General features: G+C 33.1%; 17 protein-coding genes. All 17 read left to right on the forward strand.

What is annotated here, in order from left to right; genetic code table 11:
- The first annotated feature begins 162 nt into the window (after positions 1-162).
- The 17 genes from G5B37_RS03485 to G5B37_RS03565 all read left to right on the forward strand — a co-directional run bounded on the left by G5B37_RS03485 (position 163) and on the right by G5B37_RS03565 (position 13,149).
- Positions 163-801, forward strand: coding sequence for a hypothetical protein (locus G5B37_RS03485; RefSeq protein WP_164678688.1), 639 nt, complete (start codon positions 163-165; stop codon positions 799-801).
- Positions 802-803: 2 nt separating this feature from the next.
- Complete coding sequence (locus G5B37_RS15115) at positions 804-1,166, forward strand: hypothetical protein (RefSeq protein WP_175017401.1); 363 nt, start codon at positions 804-806, stop codon at positions 1,164-1,166.
- A 305-nt stretch (positions 1,167-1,471) separates the two neighbouring features.
- Positions 1,472-1,987, forward strand: a complete 516-nt coding sequence (locus tag G5B37_RS03495; protein ID WP_164678689.1) for a hypothetical protein — start codon at positions 1,472-1,474, stop codon at positions 1,985-1,987.
- A 262-nt stretch (positions 1,988-2,249) separates the two neighbouring features.
- On the forward strand, positions 2,250-2,462 hold the full coding sequence (locus tag G5B37_RS03500; RefSeq protein WP_164678690.1) for a hypothetical protein: 213 nt from the start codon (positions 2,250-2,252) through the stop codon (positions 2,460-2,462).
- Positions 2,462-2,767 (forward strand): type II toxin-antitoxin system RelE/ParE family toxin, encoded by a 306-nt coding sequence (locus tag G5B37_RS03505; protein ID WP_164678691.1) that lies wholly within the window; start codon positions 2,462-2,464, stop codon positions 2,765-2,767. Before G5B37_RS03500 ends, G5B37_RS03505 begins: the two co-directional genes overlap by 1 nt.
- A 291-nt stretch (positions 2,768-3,058) precedes the next feature.
- On the forward strand, positions 3,059-3,502 hold the full coding sequence (locus G5B37_RS03510) for a hypothetical protein (protein WP_164678692.1): 444 nt from the start codon (positions 3,059-3,061) through the stop codon (positions 3,500-3,502).
- A 214-nt stretch (positions 3,503-3,716) separates the two neighbouring features.
- Entirely contained in the window at positions 3,717-4,211 is a 495-nt protein-coding gene (locus G5B37_RS03515; RefSeq protein ID WP_164678693.1) for a hypothetical protein, read from the forward strand.
- Positions 4,212-5,222: 1,011 nt separating this feature from the next.
- Positions 5,223-5,918 carry a hypothetical protein gene (locus tag G5B37_RS03520; protein ID WP_164678694.1) on the forward strand — a complete coding sequence of 232 codons (696 nt, stop codon included), beginning with the start codon at positions 5,223-5,225 and terminating at the stop codon, positions 5,916-5,918.
- A 434-nt stretch (positions 5,919-6,352) separates the two neighbouring features.
- The gene (locus G5B37_RS03525) at positions 6,353-6,676 is read left to right on the forward strand and encodes a helix-turn-helix domain-containing protein (RefSeq protein WP_014798146.1); all 324 of its coding nucleotides are present in this window, start codon (positions 6,353-6,355) and stop codon (positions 6,674-6,676) included.
- Positions 6,673-7,671, forward strand: a complete 999-nt coding sequence (locus G5B37_RS03530; RefSeq protein ID WP_164678695.1) for a DNA cytosine methyltransferase — start codon at positions 6,673-6,675, stop codon at positions 7,669-7,671. The genes G5B37_RS03525 and G5B37_RS03530 overlap by 4 nt, the downstream gene beginning before the upstream one ends.
- Entirely contained in the window at positions 7,664-8,713 is a 1,050-nt protein-coding gene (locus G5B37_RS03535) for a DNA adenine methylase (protein WP_164678696.1), read from the forward strand. The genes G5B37_RS03530 and G5B37_RS03535 overlap by 8 nt, the downstream gene beginning before the upstream one ends.
- Positions 8,661-9,827, forward strand: a complete 1,167-nt coding sequence (locus G5B37_RS03540; RefSeq protein ID WP_263649838.1) for an HNH endonuclease signature motif containing protein — start codon at positions 8,661-8,663, stop codon at positions 9,825-9,827. Before G5B37_RS03535 ends, G5B37_RS03540 begins: the two co-directional genes overlap by 53 nt.
- Positions 9,828-10,526: 699 nt before the next feature.
- The gene (locus tag G5B37_RS03545) at positions 10,527-11,267 is read left to right on the forward strand and encodes a phytanoyl-CoA dioxygenase family protein (protein ID WP_164678697.1); all 741 of its coding nucleotides are present in this window, start codon (positions 10,527-10,529) and stop codon (positions 11,265-11,267) included.
- A 123-nt stretch (positions 11,268-11,390) separates the two neighbouring features.
- Entirely contained in the window at positions 11,391-11,663 is a 273-nt protein-coding gene (locus G5B37_RS03550; RefSeq protein WP_164678698.1) for a hypothetical protein, read from the forward strand.
- A complete protein-coding gene (locus G5B37_RS03555; RefSeq protein ID WP_164678699.1) occupies positions 11,656-12,033 on the forward strand; it encodes a hypothetical protein in 378 nt (125 codons plus the stop codon). The genes G5B37_RS03550 and G5B37_RS03555 overlap by 8 nt, the downstream gene beginning before the upstream one ends.
- A 156-nt stretch (positions 12,034-12,189) precedes the next feature.
- Positions 12,190-12,465 carry a hypothetical protein gene (locus G5B37_RS03560; protein ID WP_164678700.1) on the forward strand — a complete coding sequence of 92 codons (276 nt, stop codon included), beginning with the start codon at positions 12,190-12,192 and terminating at the stop codon, positions 12,463-12,465.
- A gap of 282 nt (positions 12,466-12,747) precedes the next feature.
- Positions 12,748-13,149, forward strand: coding sequence for a hypothetical protein (locus G5B37_RS03565; RefSeq protein WP_164678701.1), 402 nt, complete (start codon positions 12,748-12,750; stop codon positions 13,147-13,149).
- Positions 13,150-13,215 lie beyond the last annotated feature (66 nt).

A 13,215-nucleotide genomic window follows, 5' to 3' on the forward strand; every position in this document is an offset into this window, starting at 1 on the left:
GCAACGTTAGGTAACAACGCATAAAGTCCATTGCTTATTTTTAGATACTCGGAATCAATTACCATTCGGGAAATCAGGGAAATTCTATGTAACTTGGTCTGGAAGTTCCGCAACGGAACTTTATGCAAAACCGTTGCCACACATTTGTAAAAAACATCGCGAATGATTGAAAAATACCGAAACAGGTTAAAAGAAATTATAGAAATGTCTTTTCAAACATTGGAAATGAAACTTGCGAATGGCGGAATAATTTCAAAAAATGAAGCTTCGTTTCAACTTGAATTAGGTTACATCCTTAAAGTTTTCGGTCAGCTTTACGAATTTCAGCCAAACGAGAAATTTAATCTCGAAATGGAAAATTATATTAAGCTAAAATCGAATAGCATAAAGAGTAAAAGTAAGAATGCACGAGTGGACATTTTAATGACTTTTGGAACGGAGGACGAATTTGCAACAGGTGCAATCGAATTGAAGTTTTTTAAAAAGAAAAACCACAGAGAACCAAACAATAGATATGACATTTTTAAAGACACCTCAAATTTGGAACAGTATAAAGAAAATGGAATTGACTTAAATTATCTTTTCCTTTCAACCGACCACAGCCATTATGTAAATCAATCGAATTATTCAGCCGAAACAAAAGATTTTGATATACGAAAAGGTTCAAGGTATACATCAGGGCAGGTTTTAGAATACAGAACTGTAAAACCATATGGGCCGCCAATAATTTTGAAAGGAAATTATGAATTTGATTGGAGCGAACCGACTGAAAATATATACTTCACAAAAATAAAAATATAGCATTGGAAGTTTTCCTTTATCAATTCACAATTGCCGCGATAATTATTGTTTCTGGATATTTTGGCAAAAAAGCAAAAAATACCACAACTGTTATAATTGCACTATTTACACTAACTCATATTTTTATGTTGTGGCTAATGATTTTGCAATTTGTCACAATTATTATAAGCTTTTTTATTGCATCAAACATTGCTAAAAGTAGAAAAGCTAAAAAAGATACTGAAGAAAAGAGTAATCCAATTTTTACCTTTTTCAGCGCAGTATTTTTTATTATAATAATATTTTTAGTCTTACGATCGGTAGTTGCACTAATTGGAATGTTTACTGGGTGGTATGAGTTAACAGGCTGGTTCACTATTGAATAAGAACGTGTGGCAACAACGCATATAATGCAGCGGTCAAATGGTTAAGTGAATTGTATTTCCTACAATTAATCGTAAATTAGTCCATCGGATAAAACCGATAGGCGGCGCCACTGCCCTGCCGACGCTAAAGCCAGATGCTACGCCACGTTGCTACTCCGCATCTACGCCCAGCCGAAGCAGCCGCTCATTACCCGCCGTATCATATGCAAAACCGTTACAGCACATTTCACTAATTCAAATATGGTGTTCACACAATGTGTATTTCAAAAAAATTAAAATACAATTAGATTTGAAAAAAATAAATTATGTTTAAGGTTAACTATTTACTTTTCTTTTTACTAATATTTTTTAAATCAAACTCTCAAGAACTGACTTCTGATAATAATTATTTGAAGAGCAATCAGTACGAATGGATCAAAGAATTAAATTCAATTGAACCGATTGATGAAAAACTAGATTTCATAAAATTAAAAATCATAAATGATTCAATTCGTCAGAAAAATTATCGACCTTATAGATTAACTTTAAAACATGGTGAATCTATAAATGAAAAACTAAGAGAGGAGTTTGAGTCTACGGATTTCGAATGTCAGCTTCTTTTTGTTCTAGTAGTGAAGGGTAAATATTCAATACCTCTTAATATAAACCAATCATTTGATTCTAAAAAAGTATTGAAGCTGATTCACCCCGAAGATATTGATGATATAAAAATTAGTAAAGATTTCGAATTTACCCTTATGTATGGATCTGAGTATTGCGGCGTTATTTTTCTAAATAGTTCAAATAGAAAATTGAAGAGAAGGATTAAAAACGTGCTGTAACACCGCATATAATACAGCGTTCACATTCGGCTTTAATTAAATTTCCTAACTTTATAAAAAATTGATACATCGGATAAAATCGATAGGCGGCGCCACTGCCCTGCCGACGCTAAAGCCAAATGCTACGCCACGTTGCTACTCCGCATTTACACATAGCCGAAGCAGCCGCTCATTACCCGCCGTATCATATGCAAAACCGTTAGGCTTTATAGCATTTCACATCACTTAGCTTTTTTGTATCTTTGATAAACAATATAATTTTATGGACATTCAAACTTCAAAAATAGAATTAGCAAAGTTGATTCTGAACATTGAAAATGCTGAACTTATCAATAAGATAGCTGACTTGATAAAGAAAGATGATTTTTGGGATGAACTTTCCGTTGAACAGAAACAAGAAATTGAATTAGGTATTCAACAAGCTGATAATGGACAAGTGATTCCTTGGAAGGATGTATTGAAAAAAATATCCTAATGAATGTAGTTTTTTCGGAATTAGCTGAACAGAAGCTGATAAAATTATCTGATTATTTACTTTCAGAGTGGAATGTAAAAGTTCGGAACAATTTTATTAAAAAATTAAAATCCAAAATTGAGCAAATTTCAAAGCAACCGAATAGTTGTCCAGAATCAAGTGAGCACATCGGGTTATTTAAATGTGTTGTTACTAAACAAACCACTTTTTATTACAAAATTGACTTAGAATCAAATTCAATAGTCGTTCTTACTTTATTTGATACTAGGCAAGATCCTAATGAACTTCATAATCAAGTTAAGTAAGGTACAAAGCCTAACAACGTATATAATTTATGGCTTAGAGGGTTAAGAGAATTAAACTTCCTACATTTTTTCACTAACTTGTCATTCGGATAAGACCGGCGAGGCTTGCCATCCGAAACAGCGCTTTTACTCTGGCTAATTTGAAAAATTTGGCTAAATCAAGCGCTCAACGCTCAATTCACTTTAGAAATCATAGTCTAGGGTGGATTTCGTAAGAAGGGCTCATTAAGCCACCCTAGCAAGCAAAGACGCCACAAATCATATACAAGACCGTTAGCCACAAGTTTAGAAATGAACAACTTAATTAAAAAGATATCTGAAAATCTGACTGAGCGACATCCGTATATTGATTTCAAAATCAAAGAAGATAATTCATTATTAATTGAATCTAAAAGTAGCAACGGATTTGAAATTTTGATACAACATTCTGAAAGAGAAAATACTATTCACTTCAATTCCTGGCATTTCCATTTTGAAAACACCAAAGACGGGAAAAATGAATTGATAGATTATATAATTTTCGGAATGTCCAAACATGGTAGATTAAAAACCTATTCAAGAAACGGAAAGGAATATAAATGGACTTTTGAGACTCTGAATGAAAATGATGGAAATTGGTACTCAGCTGGAACAACTGGATTGATTAATTTAAATTTTTGGCAAAAATCAGAAATTAATTACTATCAGAATGATTTGATTGACATTAATGAATTGAAAGAAAAAACCAGTGGCTAACACCGCATATAATACAGCGGTCACATTGCTAAGTAAATTGTATTTCCTATAATTAATCGTAAATTAGTCCATCGGATAAAACTGATAGGCGGCGCCACTGCCCACGGCTGATTCGCACGCTGCGCTTCCCACTTTCGCTGACGCAAAATGTTGGCACTGCCGAAGCAGCCGCTCAAGACCCGCCGTATCATATGCAAAACCGTTATGTGTAATTATGAGAAACACACTTCTACTTTTAATATTTTCTTTGATTTTGAGTTGCAAACCAAGTAACTCTATTAATACCAAAGCCGATAGAAAAGTTGACTATGAAGTTGTCCAAGTACCAATTGTTCAAGAAAATGATACTATTATTTCAAATGAACTTAGATTCTACGAAATCACTTCTGCTTTGAATTCAATGCAACTGATGTATGATAATTTTGGTAAATGGGATTTGACATTAGCTGGAAGGTATCAACATAATGTACCACAATTGATTTGGAAAAATGTAGATTTGATTGGTAACGGAAATAAGTACACTATTTCTGCAAATGGAACGGAGACAACTAGTGATTTTTTTACCTCTTTTGTTATTTTAGATCAAAAAGGAAATGACGCATTGACTGAAAAAAATGAATCCAGAAATGCGATTATAGACTATTTAAGATTGCGGATGAGAAAACTTGGAAGTGCAAAAGAATTCTATTCGATTTACCGGAAAAAATAACTACACATAACAACGTATATAATTTATGGCTTAGAGGGTTAAGGGAATAAAAAGTCGTACAAAAAACATATCTTAGTCATTCGGATAAAATCGGCGAGACTTGCCATCCGAAATGGCGCTTTTACTCCGGCTAAATTGAAAAATTTGGCTCAATCAAGCGCTCAACGCTCAATTCGCTGTAGAAATCATAGTCTAGGGTGGATTTCGTAAGAAGGGCTCATTAAGCCACCCTAGCAAGCTAAGTCGCCACAAATCATATACAAGACCGTTACCAAACATTGGCACTAACGTTAGTTTAAAGAAACTGTCTTTACATCGGAATTATTTACGCAACTTATCAAACCGAATTCAATATCGGATTCATTCACGCTTTCTTGGAATAGTGTTAAATCTGAAAGATTCGTCCACGGCGGACTCAATTGCGCTTGCGGGAAATGTGACAAGAAGATTATCCTTCTGCTGAAAGATTTAATCGCACTCGCAAAGCTCGGGTCGTGCAACGTTAGGTAACAACGCATAAAGTCCATTGCTTATTTTTAGATACTCGGAATCAATTGCCATTCGGGAATTCAGGGAAATTCTATGTAACTTGGTCTGGAAGTTCCGCAACGGAACTTTATGCAAAACCGTTACCAAACATTGGCACTAACGTTAGTTTAAAGAAACTGTCTTTACATCGGAATTATTTACGCAACTTATCAAACCGAATTCAATATCGGATTCATTCACGCTTTCTTGGAATAGTGTTAAATCTGAAAGATGCGTCCACGGCGGACTCAATTGCGCTTGCGGGAAATGTGACAAAAAGATTATCCTTTTGCTGAAAGATTTAATCGCACTCGCAAAGCTCGGGTCGTGCAACGTTAGATAACAACGCATAAAGTCCATTGCTTATTTTTAGATACTCGGAATCAATTGCCATTCGGGAATTCAGGGAAATTCTATGTAACTTGGTCTGGAAGTTCCGCAACGGAACTTTATGCAAAACCGTTACCTGCAAGCTTTTAAAAAATGAAAATTATAAAAAACACTTTTCTTTTGATTTTAACTTTTGTTATTTCAAATTGTTCTGCGCAATTAAATTACAAAGATTATTACTACCCAATCGGAGCAAAAAAACAAGTCAATATATATAAATACGTTGATAAAAATAATCCGAATAATATTGAGTATTGGAAAGTTACAACCAATCCAAATTCAAATAAAATTCTAACAGAATCTTACACTACCGATTTTAGACTCTACAATATATTTGAGGAACAACTTAACGAAAATGGCGCAGAAGTTATCCGTTACGCTGATTTCAATAAAAGCGATGATGGGAAAAACATACGAATTGACGGAACTATAATTGACAAAAATGTTTACAAGTGGGCGGATGATAGCAAATTCAAATATTCCGTAAAATATTCAACTCCAGAGTACGGTAACGAAAAATTTATAAAAGAGAGGATAAAGAATCGAATCGAAAATATAAATGTTCATGGGACTGATTACTCAACTCTTGTATTTATGGACGAGTATGAAATAAAATCGCTTGACAATGACCAGACTTACGAATTTTACCAATTGACTTATTATGCTAAAGGTATGGGAATGGTCAAATATCAAAGATACCATCCAGATGGAACAACAATTATTTTGGAGCTTGAAAAAATATTGACGGAAAAAGAATTTGAAAAACTGGGCTGGAAAGCCAGCAGGTAACACCGCATATAATACAGCGGGTCACATTCGGCTTTAATTAAATTTCCTAACTTTATAGAAAAATTGGTACAGCGGATAATTACGTAGTGGCGGCGCCACTGCCCCACGGCTGATTCGCACGCTGACGCTTCCCACAAACCGCTGACGCAGTTTTGTTGGCACTGCCGAAGCAGCCGCTCAAGACCCGCCGTATCATATGCAAACCCGTTGTAAGTAATGCGAAAATCGAGCTAAAATTGAACATTTGAACTAAAAAAGCCAACCACACAAACAGCACATTTATTTTTTTGCCAACGCGAAAAGCCAACGCTTAAAAAAAATAAAAGAGCTATTTCTTCCCACCACAAAAAAACAACAAACTTGATATAAAAATCGCAAATTATTATTACATTTGCTAAAAATAGGTCAAATCATTTTTTGATAAAACTATAAATATGGCAAGTTTCGGACATTTTATTAAAACGGAAAGAGAAAAAAGAGAGTGGACACAAACTGAATTTGGAGCTAAAATCGGAATTAATTCAAGTGCAATCAGCAGAATTGAGAACGGAACTCAAAAGTTCAGCAAGTCCAAATTGAAATCACTCGCTACTTTATTCGAATATGAGTTGCAAAACATAACGGACTTATTTTTTGCCGACAAATTTGCAAGAGAAGCTTTTAAATACAAATGTTCAGATTCTATTTTTTCAGTAGCAGAAGACACAGCAAATTACATTAAAAACACCAACGTTAAACAAGCTGAATTAGATTTATGAAAACTACATTAAAATACATAGACTTGTTTTCTGGAGCTGGTGGCTTCTCTTTAGGTTTTGATAACAAAGGTTTTCAAAATGTTTTCTCTATTGATATTGAGCCAAGTTTTTGTGAAACATATAAACACAATTTTTCGAATCATCAACTTATTGAAAAAGACATTTGTGATTTATCCGACTCTGAAATAAAATATCTCAAAGAGTTTGACGAAATAGATGTTGTAATTGGTGGACCACCTTGCCAAGGATTCAGTATTGCAGGAAATATTGGTCGAAAATTTGTTGACGACCCAAGAAATAGATTATTTAAAGAATTTGTAAGAGTTGTAAAAATTATTAAACCAAAATTCTTTGTAATGGAGAATGTTGCAAGATTATACACTCACAACAAAGGTGAAACAAGAAACGAAATAATAAAAGATTTTGAAAAACTTGGATATAAAGTGGACTGTAAGATTTTAAATTCAGCAGATTACGGTGTTCCTCAAGTTAGAAAAAGAGTAATATTTATTGGCACTTCAACAAATCAAAAAATAGAATTCCCACAAAAAGAAGTAGAAAACTATGTTTCTGTAAAAGAAGCATTGTCAAAATATCCAAAATTAGAATCTGGTGAGGAATCTTCAATTCCTAACCATATTGCAATGTCACATTCAGAACAAATGCTTACCAAAATGAGTTATGTTTCTGATGGTGGAAATAGAAATGAAATTCCTGTAAAAATTAGACCAAAGTCCGGTGATGTTAGAAAATATATAAAATACGCAAGTGACAAACCTTCGGTTTGTGTTACTGGCGATATGCGTAAAATCTTTCATTATGAGCAAAATAGAGCATTAACAGTCCGTGAACTTGCAAAATTACAGTCTTTTCCTGATAACTTTATTTTCAAAGGAAATAGAATATCACAACAACAACAGGTAGGTAATTCTGTTCCACCTAAAATGGCAGAAGCAATTGCAAAAGTAATTATCAAAATGAGTAAAAATGTTTAAGTATCCTAAAGTCAACTATATTGGCAATAAAGAAAAAATTGCACAATGGATTTGTGACCAATTCCCAAAAGATGCGGAAACACTTTTTGATGCTTTTTCTGGAGGTTGCTCTTTAAGTTATGAAGCCAAATGTAGAGGTTTAGAAGTTTATACAAATGACATTTTAGAAATAAATTATCATATTGCTAATGCTTTAATCAAAAACAATAAATCTCTTTTAACCAAAGAGGATATTGATATCATATTTTCGGGCAAACCTTTTGAAGGTTTTATGTTCGATAATTATTCGGAAGTATATTTTTTTCCAGAAGAATGCAAAGAACTTGATTTATATAGAAAGAATATTGAAAAGTTAGATTCAGAAGAAAAAAAATCATTGGCTTTTTCTTTAATAAGAAGAGCTATGATAAGAAAAATGCCATATTCTCGCTTTAATCTTAATTGGGACAAAATTGTTCAATTACGTGATGAAGAATACAGTTATGAAAAGTACAAACGAAGAAGAGCTTATCACAATCAACCATTCAAATTTCATTTCTTAAAAAATTTAGATGACTATAACAATGCTGTATTTAATAACAACAAAGAAAACAAAGCATATAATGATGATGTTTTTAATTTATTAGATACAGTTTCAGCAGATATTATTTATTTAGACCCACCATACACAGGTACAATGAATAATTACTTTGGCTTTTATGGATTAGTTGATGATTTTATTACTTCAAAGAAAACAAAGCCTTTCGAGAATAATTTTATTAATAAAAAAATTGCAGTTGAGTTGTTTGACAATTTATTTTCAAAATTGTCAAATTTCAAGTATTGGTATTTAAGTTATAATAATTCTTCCTATCCTTCAAAAGATGAACTTCTTTATTTGTTAAAAAAGTATTCAGATAATGTACAAGTGATTGAAAAAAAACACGTTTACAAAATCACAGGAAAAGAAAAAAAAGAAACGAATAAGGAGTACTTATTTATAGTAGAAAATGAGTTTTATAAAAAAAATATTAAAAAAGATTATGCCACAGCAGAATTATGAAGAATATTGGAAATTGACTTTGGAATATACTGATTTCAATGATGATAAATTTCTAACAACTCTACAACTTTTAGTAAATAAAGTAGACGAACTTAACTCTGACGGAGATTATGTTTACAATTCCCAAGATTATAAGGACTTACAACGAGCTGTTTTAAATGCAGTGCCAAAAAGTTCTTCTAACATAAACAATCAACTTGGTTCTACGCGAAAAGCGATTAATCAATGTATTAAATTAGGTTTTGTAAATCCCGAATTTAAATCTTATCATCCAAATACAAAAGATTATTTAACAGCACGTTCCAGTAGAAGACGACAGACTTTATTCTCTAAAATAGTTTATTCTAATGCAAAATTCAATAGTTCAATTACAAATTCACATAATTGGAGTCAGATAAATTTTCTATTAAAAACATTAGAAGAAATTGGTAAACTAACTAAAAAAGATATCATAGCCTTAATGACAATTGATATTGCAAACTACGAAAGGGAATATGTAACCGAAAGCGAGTTAAATAGTATTCGTCAAGAAGCAGAAAGTAGTGGTTTTATAGAAAGAAAATATAATCAAATAGGCTACTTAAATAATATATTAAACAAGTTAGACGATGTTGTTTTCATAAGAAGAGGAAGAAGTGATTATGAACTCTATTTTGAAGAAGATGCTGTAATTATATTTGGAGCTGATTACAAAGACAAAGCTTATCTTAAACACATTGAGAAGAAAAGAGACCCATACCTACATAGATTATACAAAAATCAATTACAAGAAGAATGTGAGGAAATTTACGGAAACCCAAAATGCGTTTTAGAAAGGTTATCATATCCTGTTTTAATTGCCAGCCATATTAAACCTTTCATTGATTCAAATGAAATTGAAGCTTATGACCCTGACAATGGATTGTTATTAAGTCGAACTATTGATTCTCTATTTGATTTAAAATATATCTCATTTGAAGATAATGGAGATATGATTTTTTCTAATAGAGTTTCAAGAGATGTAAAAGATTTTTGGGAAGATTACAAACTTGAAAATACTATTTTGAATGAAAAGAGAAAAGAATATCTGGCATACCATAGAAACTTAATGGCTGAAATAGATGCCAGAGCTTAAAGCCATACACATTCGCAATTCGCTACAGCCAACGCTACGCCAAAAATCGCAAAAGAGTATGTCTTGCCATCGCTCACATTTGAACTAAATAACAAACATCGGAAAACCAAGCAGAACGTGAAGCACTACTTACAACAACGTGTATAAAACATAGCTATTACAGGCTTTCCGAGAGGTTTTTGTATATTTACAAAGTATGCCAAATTTTTTATTTGGTTATATTTATAAAAGAAAATTAAACATAAAAATAAAAAATTCGGCTCGTGTAAAATCCGAAAAGTTAGTGTCTTTTTACACGCTACGTTTCATACACAAGACCGTTACCAAACATTGGCACTAACGTTAGTTTAAAGAAACTATCTTTACATCGGAATTATTTACGCAGCTTATCAAACCGAATTCAATATCGGATTCATTCACGCTTTCTTGGAATAGTGTTAAATCTGAAAGATTCGTCCACGGCGGACTCAATTGCGCTTGCGGGAAATGTGACAAGAAGATTATCCTTCTGCTGAAAGATTTAATCGCACTCGCAAAGCTCGGGTCGTGCAACGTTAGGTAACAACGCATAAAGTCCATTGCTTATTTTTAGATACTCGGAATCAATTACCATTCGGGAAATCAGGGAAATTCTATGTAACTTGGGCTGGAAGTTCCGCAACGGAACTTTATGCAAAACCGTTGTGTGCAAGCTGAAAAATGAACTACGAAAGGAACAAAATAGAACTTGAAGAAAATGGATTTTCCGTTTTAGCTGACTTGTATTCGGACAAAGAAATAAGCAGAATTATAGCTTGTATCGAAAATGCTGAACAAGACGGGAATTCGTTTATGAAAACAAAGGATTTATTTGCTATTAGACAATTAATCAAAAATGTTCCTGAATTGAGCGACTTGCTGTTTAACGAAAAGTTGATTGAATTAATTTCTGACCTTTCCGAATCTGAATATTTTCTGACCAAAGCAATCTATTTTGACAAACCAAGCGAATCGAATTGGTTTGTTGCTTATCATCAAGATTTGAGCATTTCGGTTGACAAAAAAATGGAACTGGATAATTATACAAATTGGACTTTTAAAAAAGGACAATACGGAGTTCAACCACCAATCGAGGTTTTGGAAGACACAATAACAATCCGAATTCATTTAGACAAAACGGATAAAAATAATGGAGCTTTAAAGGTAATTCCTAAATCGCACCTAAAAGGAATTATTCGAGCTGAATCAAAAGATTGGGATTTGCACAATGAATTTATCTGTGAGGTTGAAAAAGGAGGAGCAATGTTAATGAAACCTCTGACTTTACACGCTTCGAACAGAACAACAAACGGAAAGAAAAGACGAGTAATACATTTAGAATTTAATAAACATCATCTGACTGAACCACTGGCTTGGTTGGAACATTATGGAATAAAAAAGCCAGCACACAACAATGTATAACCGCAATTACGGCGGATTCGACTACGTCCGAATCCACTCGGAATTGCTAACGTCTGTGCTTAACCGAAAATTATTAACTTTAATCCCGTAACTGACGGTTATACGAGACCGTTGTGCGTCATTATGAAAAACACGATAAAGCTCATAGGATTTACACTTTTGATTTTCATTATGGTTACGCTTCTAACAATGAAAATTGAAACTCCCTTTGATGGAAATGACACTTATGGATTTCCATTTACTTTCCATATAAAATGGAGTGGAATGTGTGACCCTTGTCCTGATAACCCGACCGAAACCTATTTAGGATATTTATTTATTGACATAGTTCTTTCAGGTTTATTCGGATTTGGAATACTTAGTTTAATCAGAAAACTGAAAAGACGAAATGACTGAAAAAGAGCTAATACTTACAAAAGGAGAACAGCCTGTAGCGAAAATTTCGAACTCTGATTTGGAATCTTTAATCAGTCGAGAATTTCCTAATGATATGGAAACAGTCAAATTCCAATTGGACAAAATCAAAAGCGATTCTCAGAATGGAAAAAATAGGATTTCAGCTTCTGTCTTGAAATTAGCTGACCAAGTCCTTGATAAAATTGACTTTTTGATAAAACGAGCGAATGAAGACATGAGAGACATAGTTTCAGAAGCTGAATACCCAAGAGCTTCAAGTTTCGGCTTTGGGGAAAGAGACGAATTAGAAAGCAAAGAAGACTATCTGAAAGATTGGGAAGAATATTCAATTTGGAAAGAGAAAAAATAGAACAACGAACGCACAACAATGTATATAAAAAATAGGCGGAACAGTAGTAAAATCAATGCTTTTGGCTCTTATCAAAGTTTATGCTCAAGCGAAAGCTACGTGCTTCGTAATCGCCTACTTTTCATATACTAAACGTTATAAGTAATTGAAAAAACAATGTCAATAGATGGAGGAAGACTAAATGCCCACAAAACTCGGCAAGCGGATTTTCGTAGACGAAAAGACGGTCGAATAAAAGGCGATGGAATTAAGCGTTCAAAAAAAGATGACAAAATTGACTTTGATGACATCGATCCCGCTGACTTGGAAAAAATTAAAACAGAAATTCGTAAAAAAGCTAAAAGGAATCGAACTGTAGAAATAATATTCTTGTTAGTTTCTGCTGTAATTGCGCTGATTATTTTTTATTGGTTTACAAACAGGTACGATTGATCCAACTACTTATAACAACGTATATAATTCATGGCTTAGTTGGTTAAGTGAATTAAACTTCCTACATTTTTTTACTAACTTGTCAATCGGATAAAAACGGCGAAGCTTGCCATCCGACAGGGCGCTTTTACTTCGGCTGACTAGAAAATACGATAAACACAAGCGCTCAACGCTCAATTCGCTTTAGAAAAAGCTGTCTAGGGTGTATTTCGCAAGAAGGGCTCATTAAGCCGCCCTAGCAAGCCAAGTCGCCACAAATCATATACAAAACCGTTGGCAACAATGAAAACTTTAATTTTTTGCTTTCTTTTTTCCACCATTCTTTTTGGACAAAGTGTCCGACCTGAATATAGAAATTTAAAGTGTGATGAAAACTTAGAATATGATTTTATTGAGATAAATGATAAAAAACACATTTACAAAATAGTTTGGCTATCATTTGAAGTAAAAGATAATGACACAATTTATATCGGAGATATAATCATACCTGGTTTAGATAAAAACACTGACACATTATTTTTAAAGAAAACATTGAGAGAGATTGGTAAAAAAGAACATTTTTCAGGATTTATGGTTCACGGAGATTGTAAATCGAGAGATATTGGATTTCAAGCAGTCTATCCGTCTCAAAAAGAAAGAGAGCATATGAATTTATATAGAATTGGTAAATTCTATTTGGATTAATTACTGTTGCCAACACCGCATATAATACAGCGGTCACATGGTTAAGTGAATTGTATTTCCTACAAT

The sequence above is a fragment of the Rasiella rasia genome (assembly GCF_011044175.1).
GTDB classification, from domain to species: Bacteria; Bacteroidota; Bacteroidia; order Flavobacteriales; family Flavobacteriaceae; genus Marinirhabdus; species Marinirhabdus rasia.

What these genes read in the sequence shown, in the direction of transcription:
- G5B37_RS03500 (WP_164678690.1), top strand. Translation starts at nt 2,250, where the DNA reads ATGGACATTCAAACTTCAAAAATAGAATTAGCAAAGTTGATTCTGAAC.
- G5B37_RS03520 (WP_164678694.1), top strand. Translation starts at nt 5,223, where the DNA reads ATGAAAATTATAAAAAACACTTTTCTTTTGATTTTAACTTTTGTTATT.
- G5B37_RS03530 (WP_164678695.1), top strand. Translation starts at nt 6,673, where the DNA reads ATGAAAACTACATTAAAATACATAGACTTGTTTTCTGGAGCTGGTGGC.
- G5B37_RS03565 (WP_164678701.1), top strand. Translation starts at nt 12,748, where the DNA reads ATGAAAACTTTAATTTTTTGCTTTCTTTTTTCCACCATTCTTTTTGGA.
- G5B37_RS03545 (WP_164678697.1), top strand. Translation starts at nt 10,527, where the DNA reads ATGAACTACGAAAGGAACAAAATAGAACTTGAAGAAAATGGATTTTCC.
- G5B37_RS03485 (WP_164678688.1), top strand. Translation starts at nt 163, where the DNA reads ATGATTGAAAAATACCGAAACAGGTTAAAAGAAATTATAGAAATGTCT.
- G5B37_RS03525 (WP_014798146.1), top strand. Translation starts at nt 6,353, where the DNA reads ATGGCAAGTTTCGGACATTTTATTAAAACGGAAAGAGAAAAAAGAGAG.
- G5B37_RS03505 (WP_164678691.1), top strand. Translation starts at nt 2,462, where the DNA reads ATGAATGTAGTTTTTTCGGAATTAGCTGAACAGAAGCTGATAAAATTA.
- G5B37_RS03535 (WP_164678696.1), top strand. Translation starts at nt 7,664, where the DNA reads ATGTTTAAGTATCCTAAAGTCAACTATATTGGCAATAAAGAAAAAATT.
- G5B37_RS03540 (WP_263649838.1), top strand. Translation starts at nt 8,661, where the DNA reads ATGAGTTTTATAAAAAAAATATTAAAAAAGATTATGCCACAGCAGAAT.
- G5B37_RS03555 (WP_164678699.1), top strand. Translation starts at nt 11,656, where the DNA reads ATGACTGAAAAAGAGCTAATACTTACAAAAGGAGAACAGCCTGTAGCG.
- G5B37_RS03510 (WP_164678692.1), top strand. Translation starts at nt 3,059, where the DNA reads ATGAACAACTTAATTAAAAAGATATCTGAAAATCTGACTGAGCGACAT.
- G5B37_RS03495 (WP_164678689.1), top strand. Translation starts at nt 1,472, where the DNA reads ATGTTTAAGGTTAACTATTTACTTTTCTTTTTACTAATATTTTTTAAA.
- G5B37_RS03515 (WP_164678693.1), top strand. Translation starts at nt 3,717, where the DNA reads ATGAGAAACACACTTCTACTTTTAATATTTTCTTTGATTTTGAGTTGC.
- G5B37_RS03550 (WP_164678698.1), top strand. Translation starts at nt 11,391, where the DNA reads ATGAAAAACACGATAAAGCTCATAGGATTTACACTTTTGATTTTCATT.
- G5B37_RS03560 (WP_164678700.1), top strand. Translation starts at nt 12,190, where the DNA reads ATGTCAATAGATGGAGGAAGACTAAATGCCCACAAAACTCGGCAAGCG.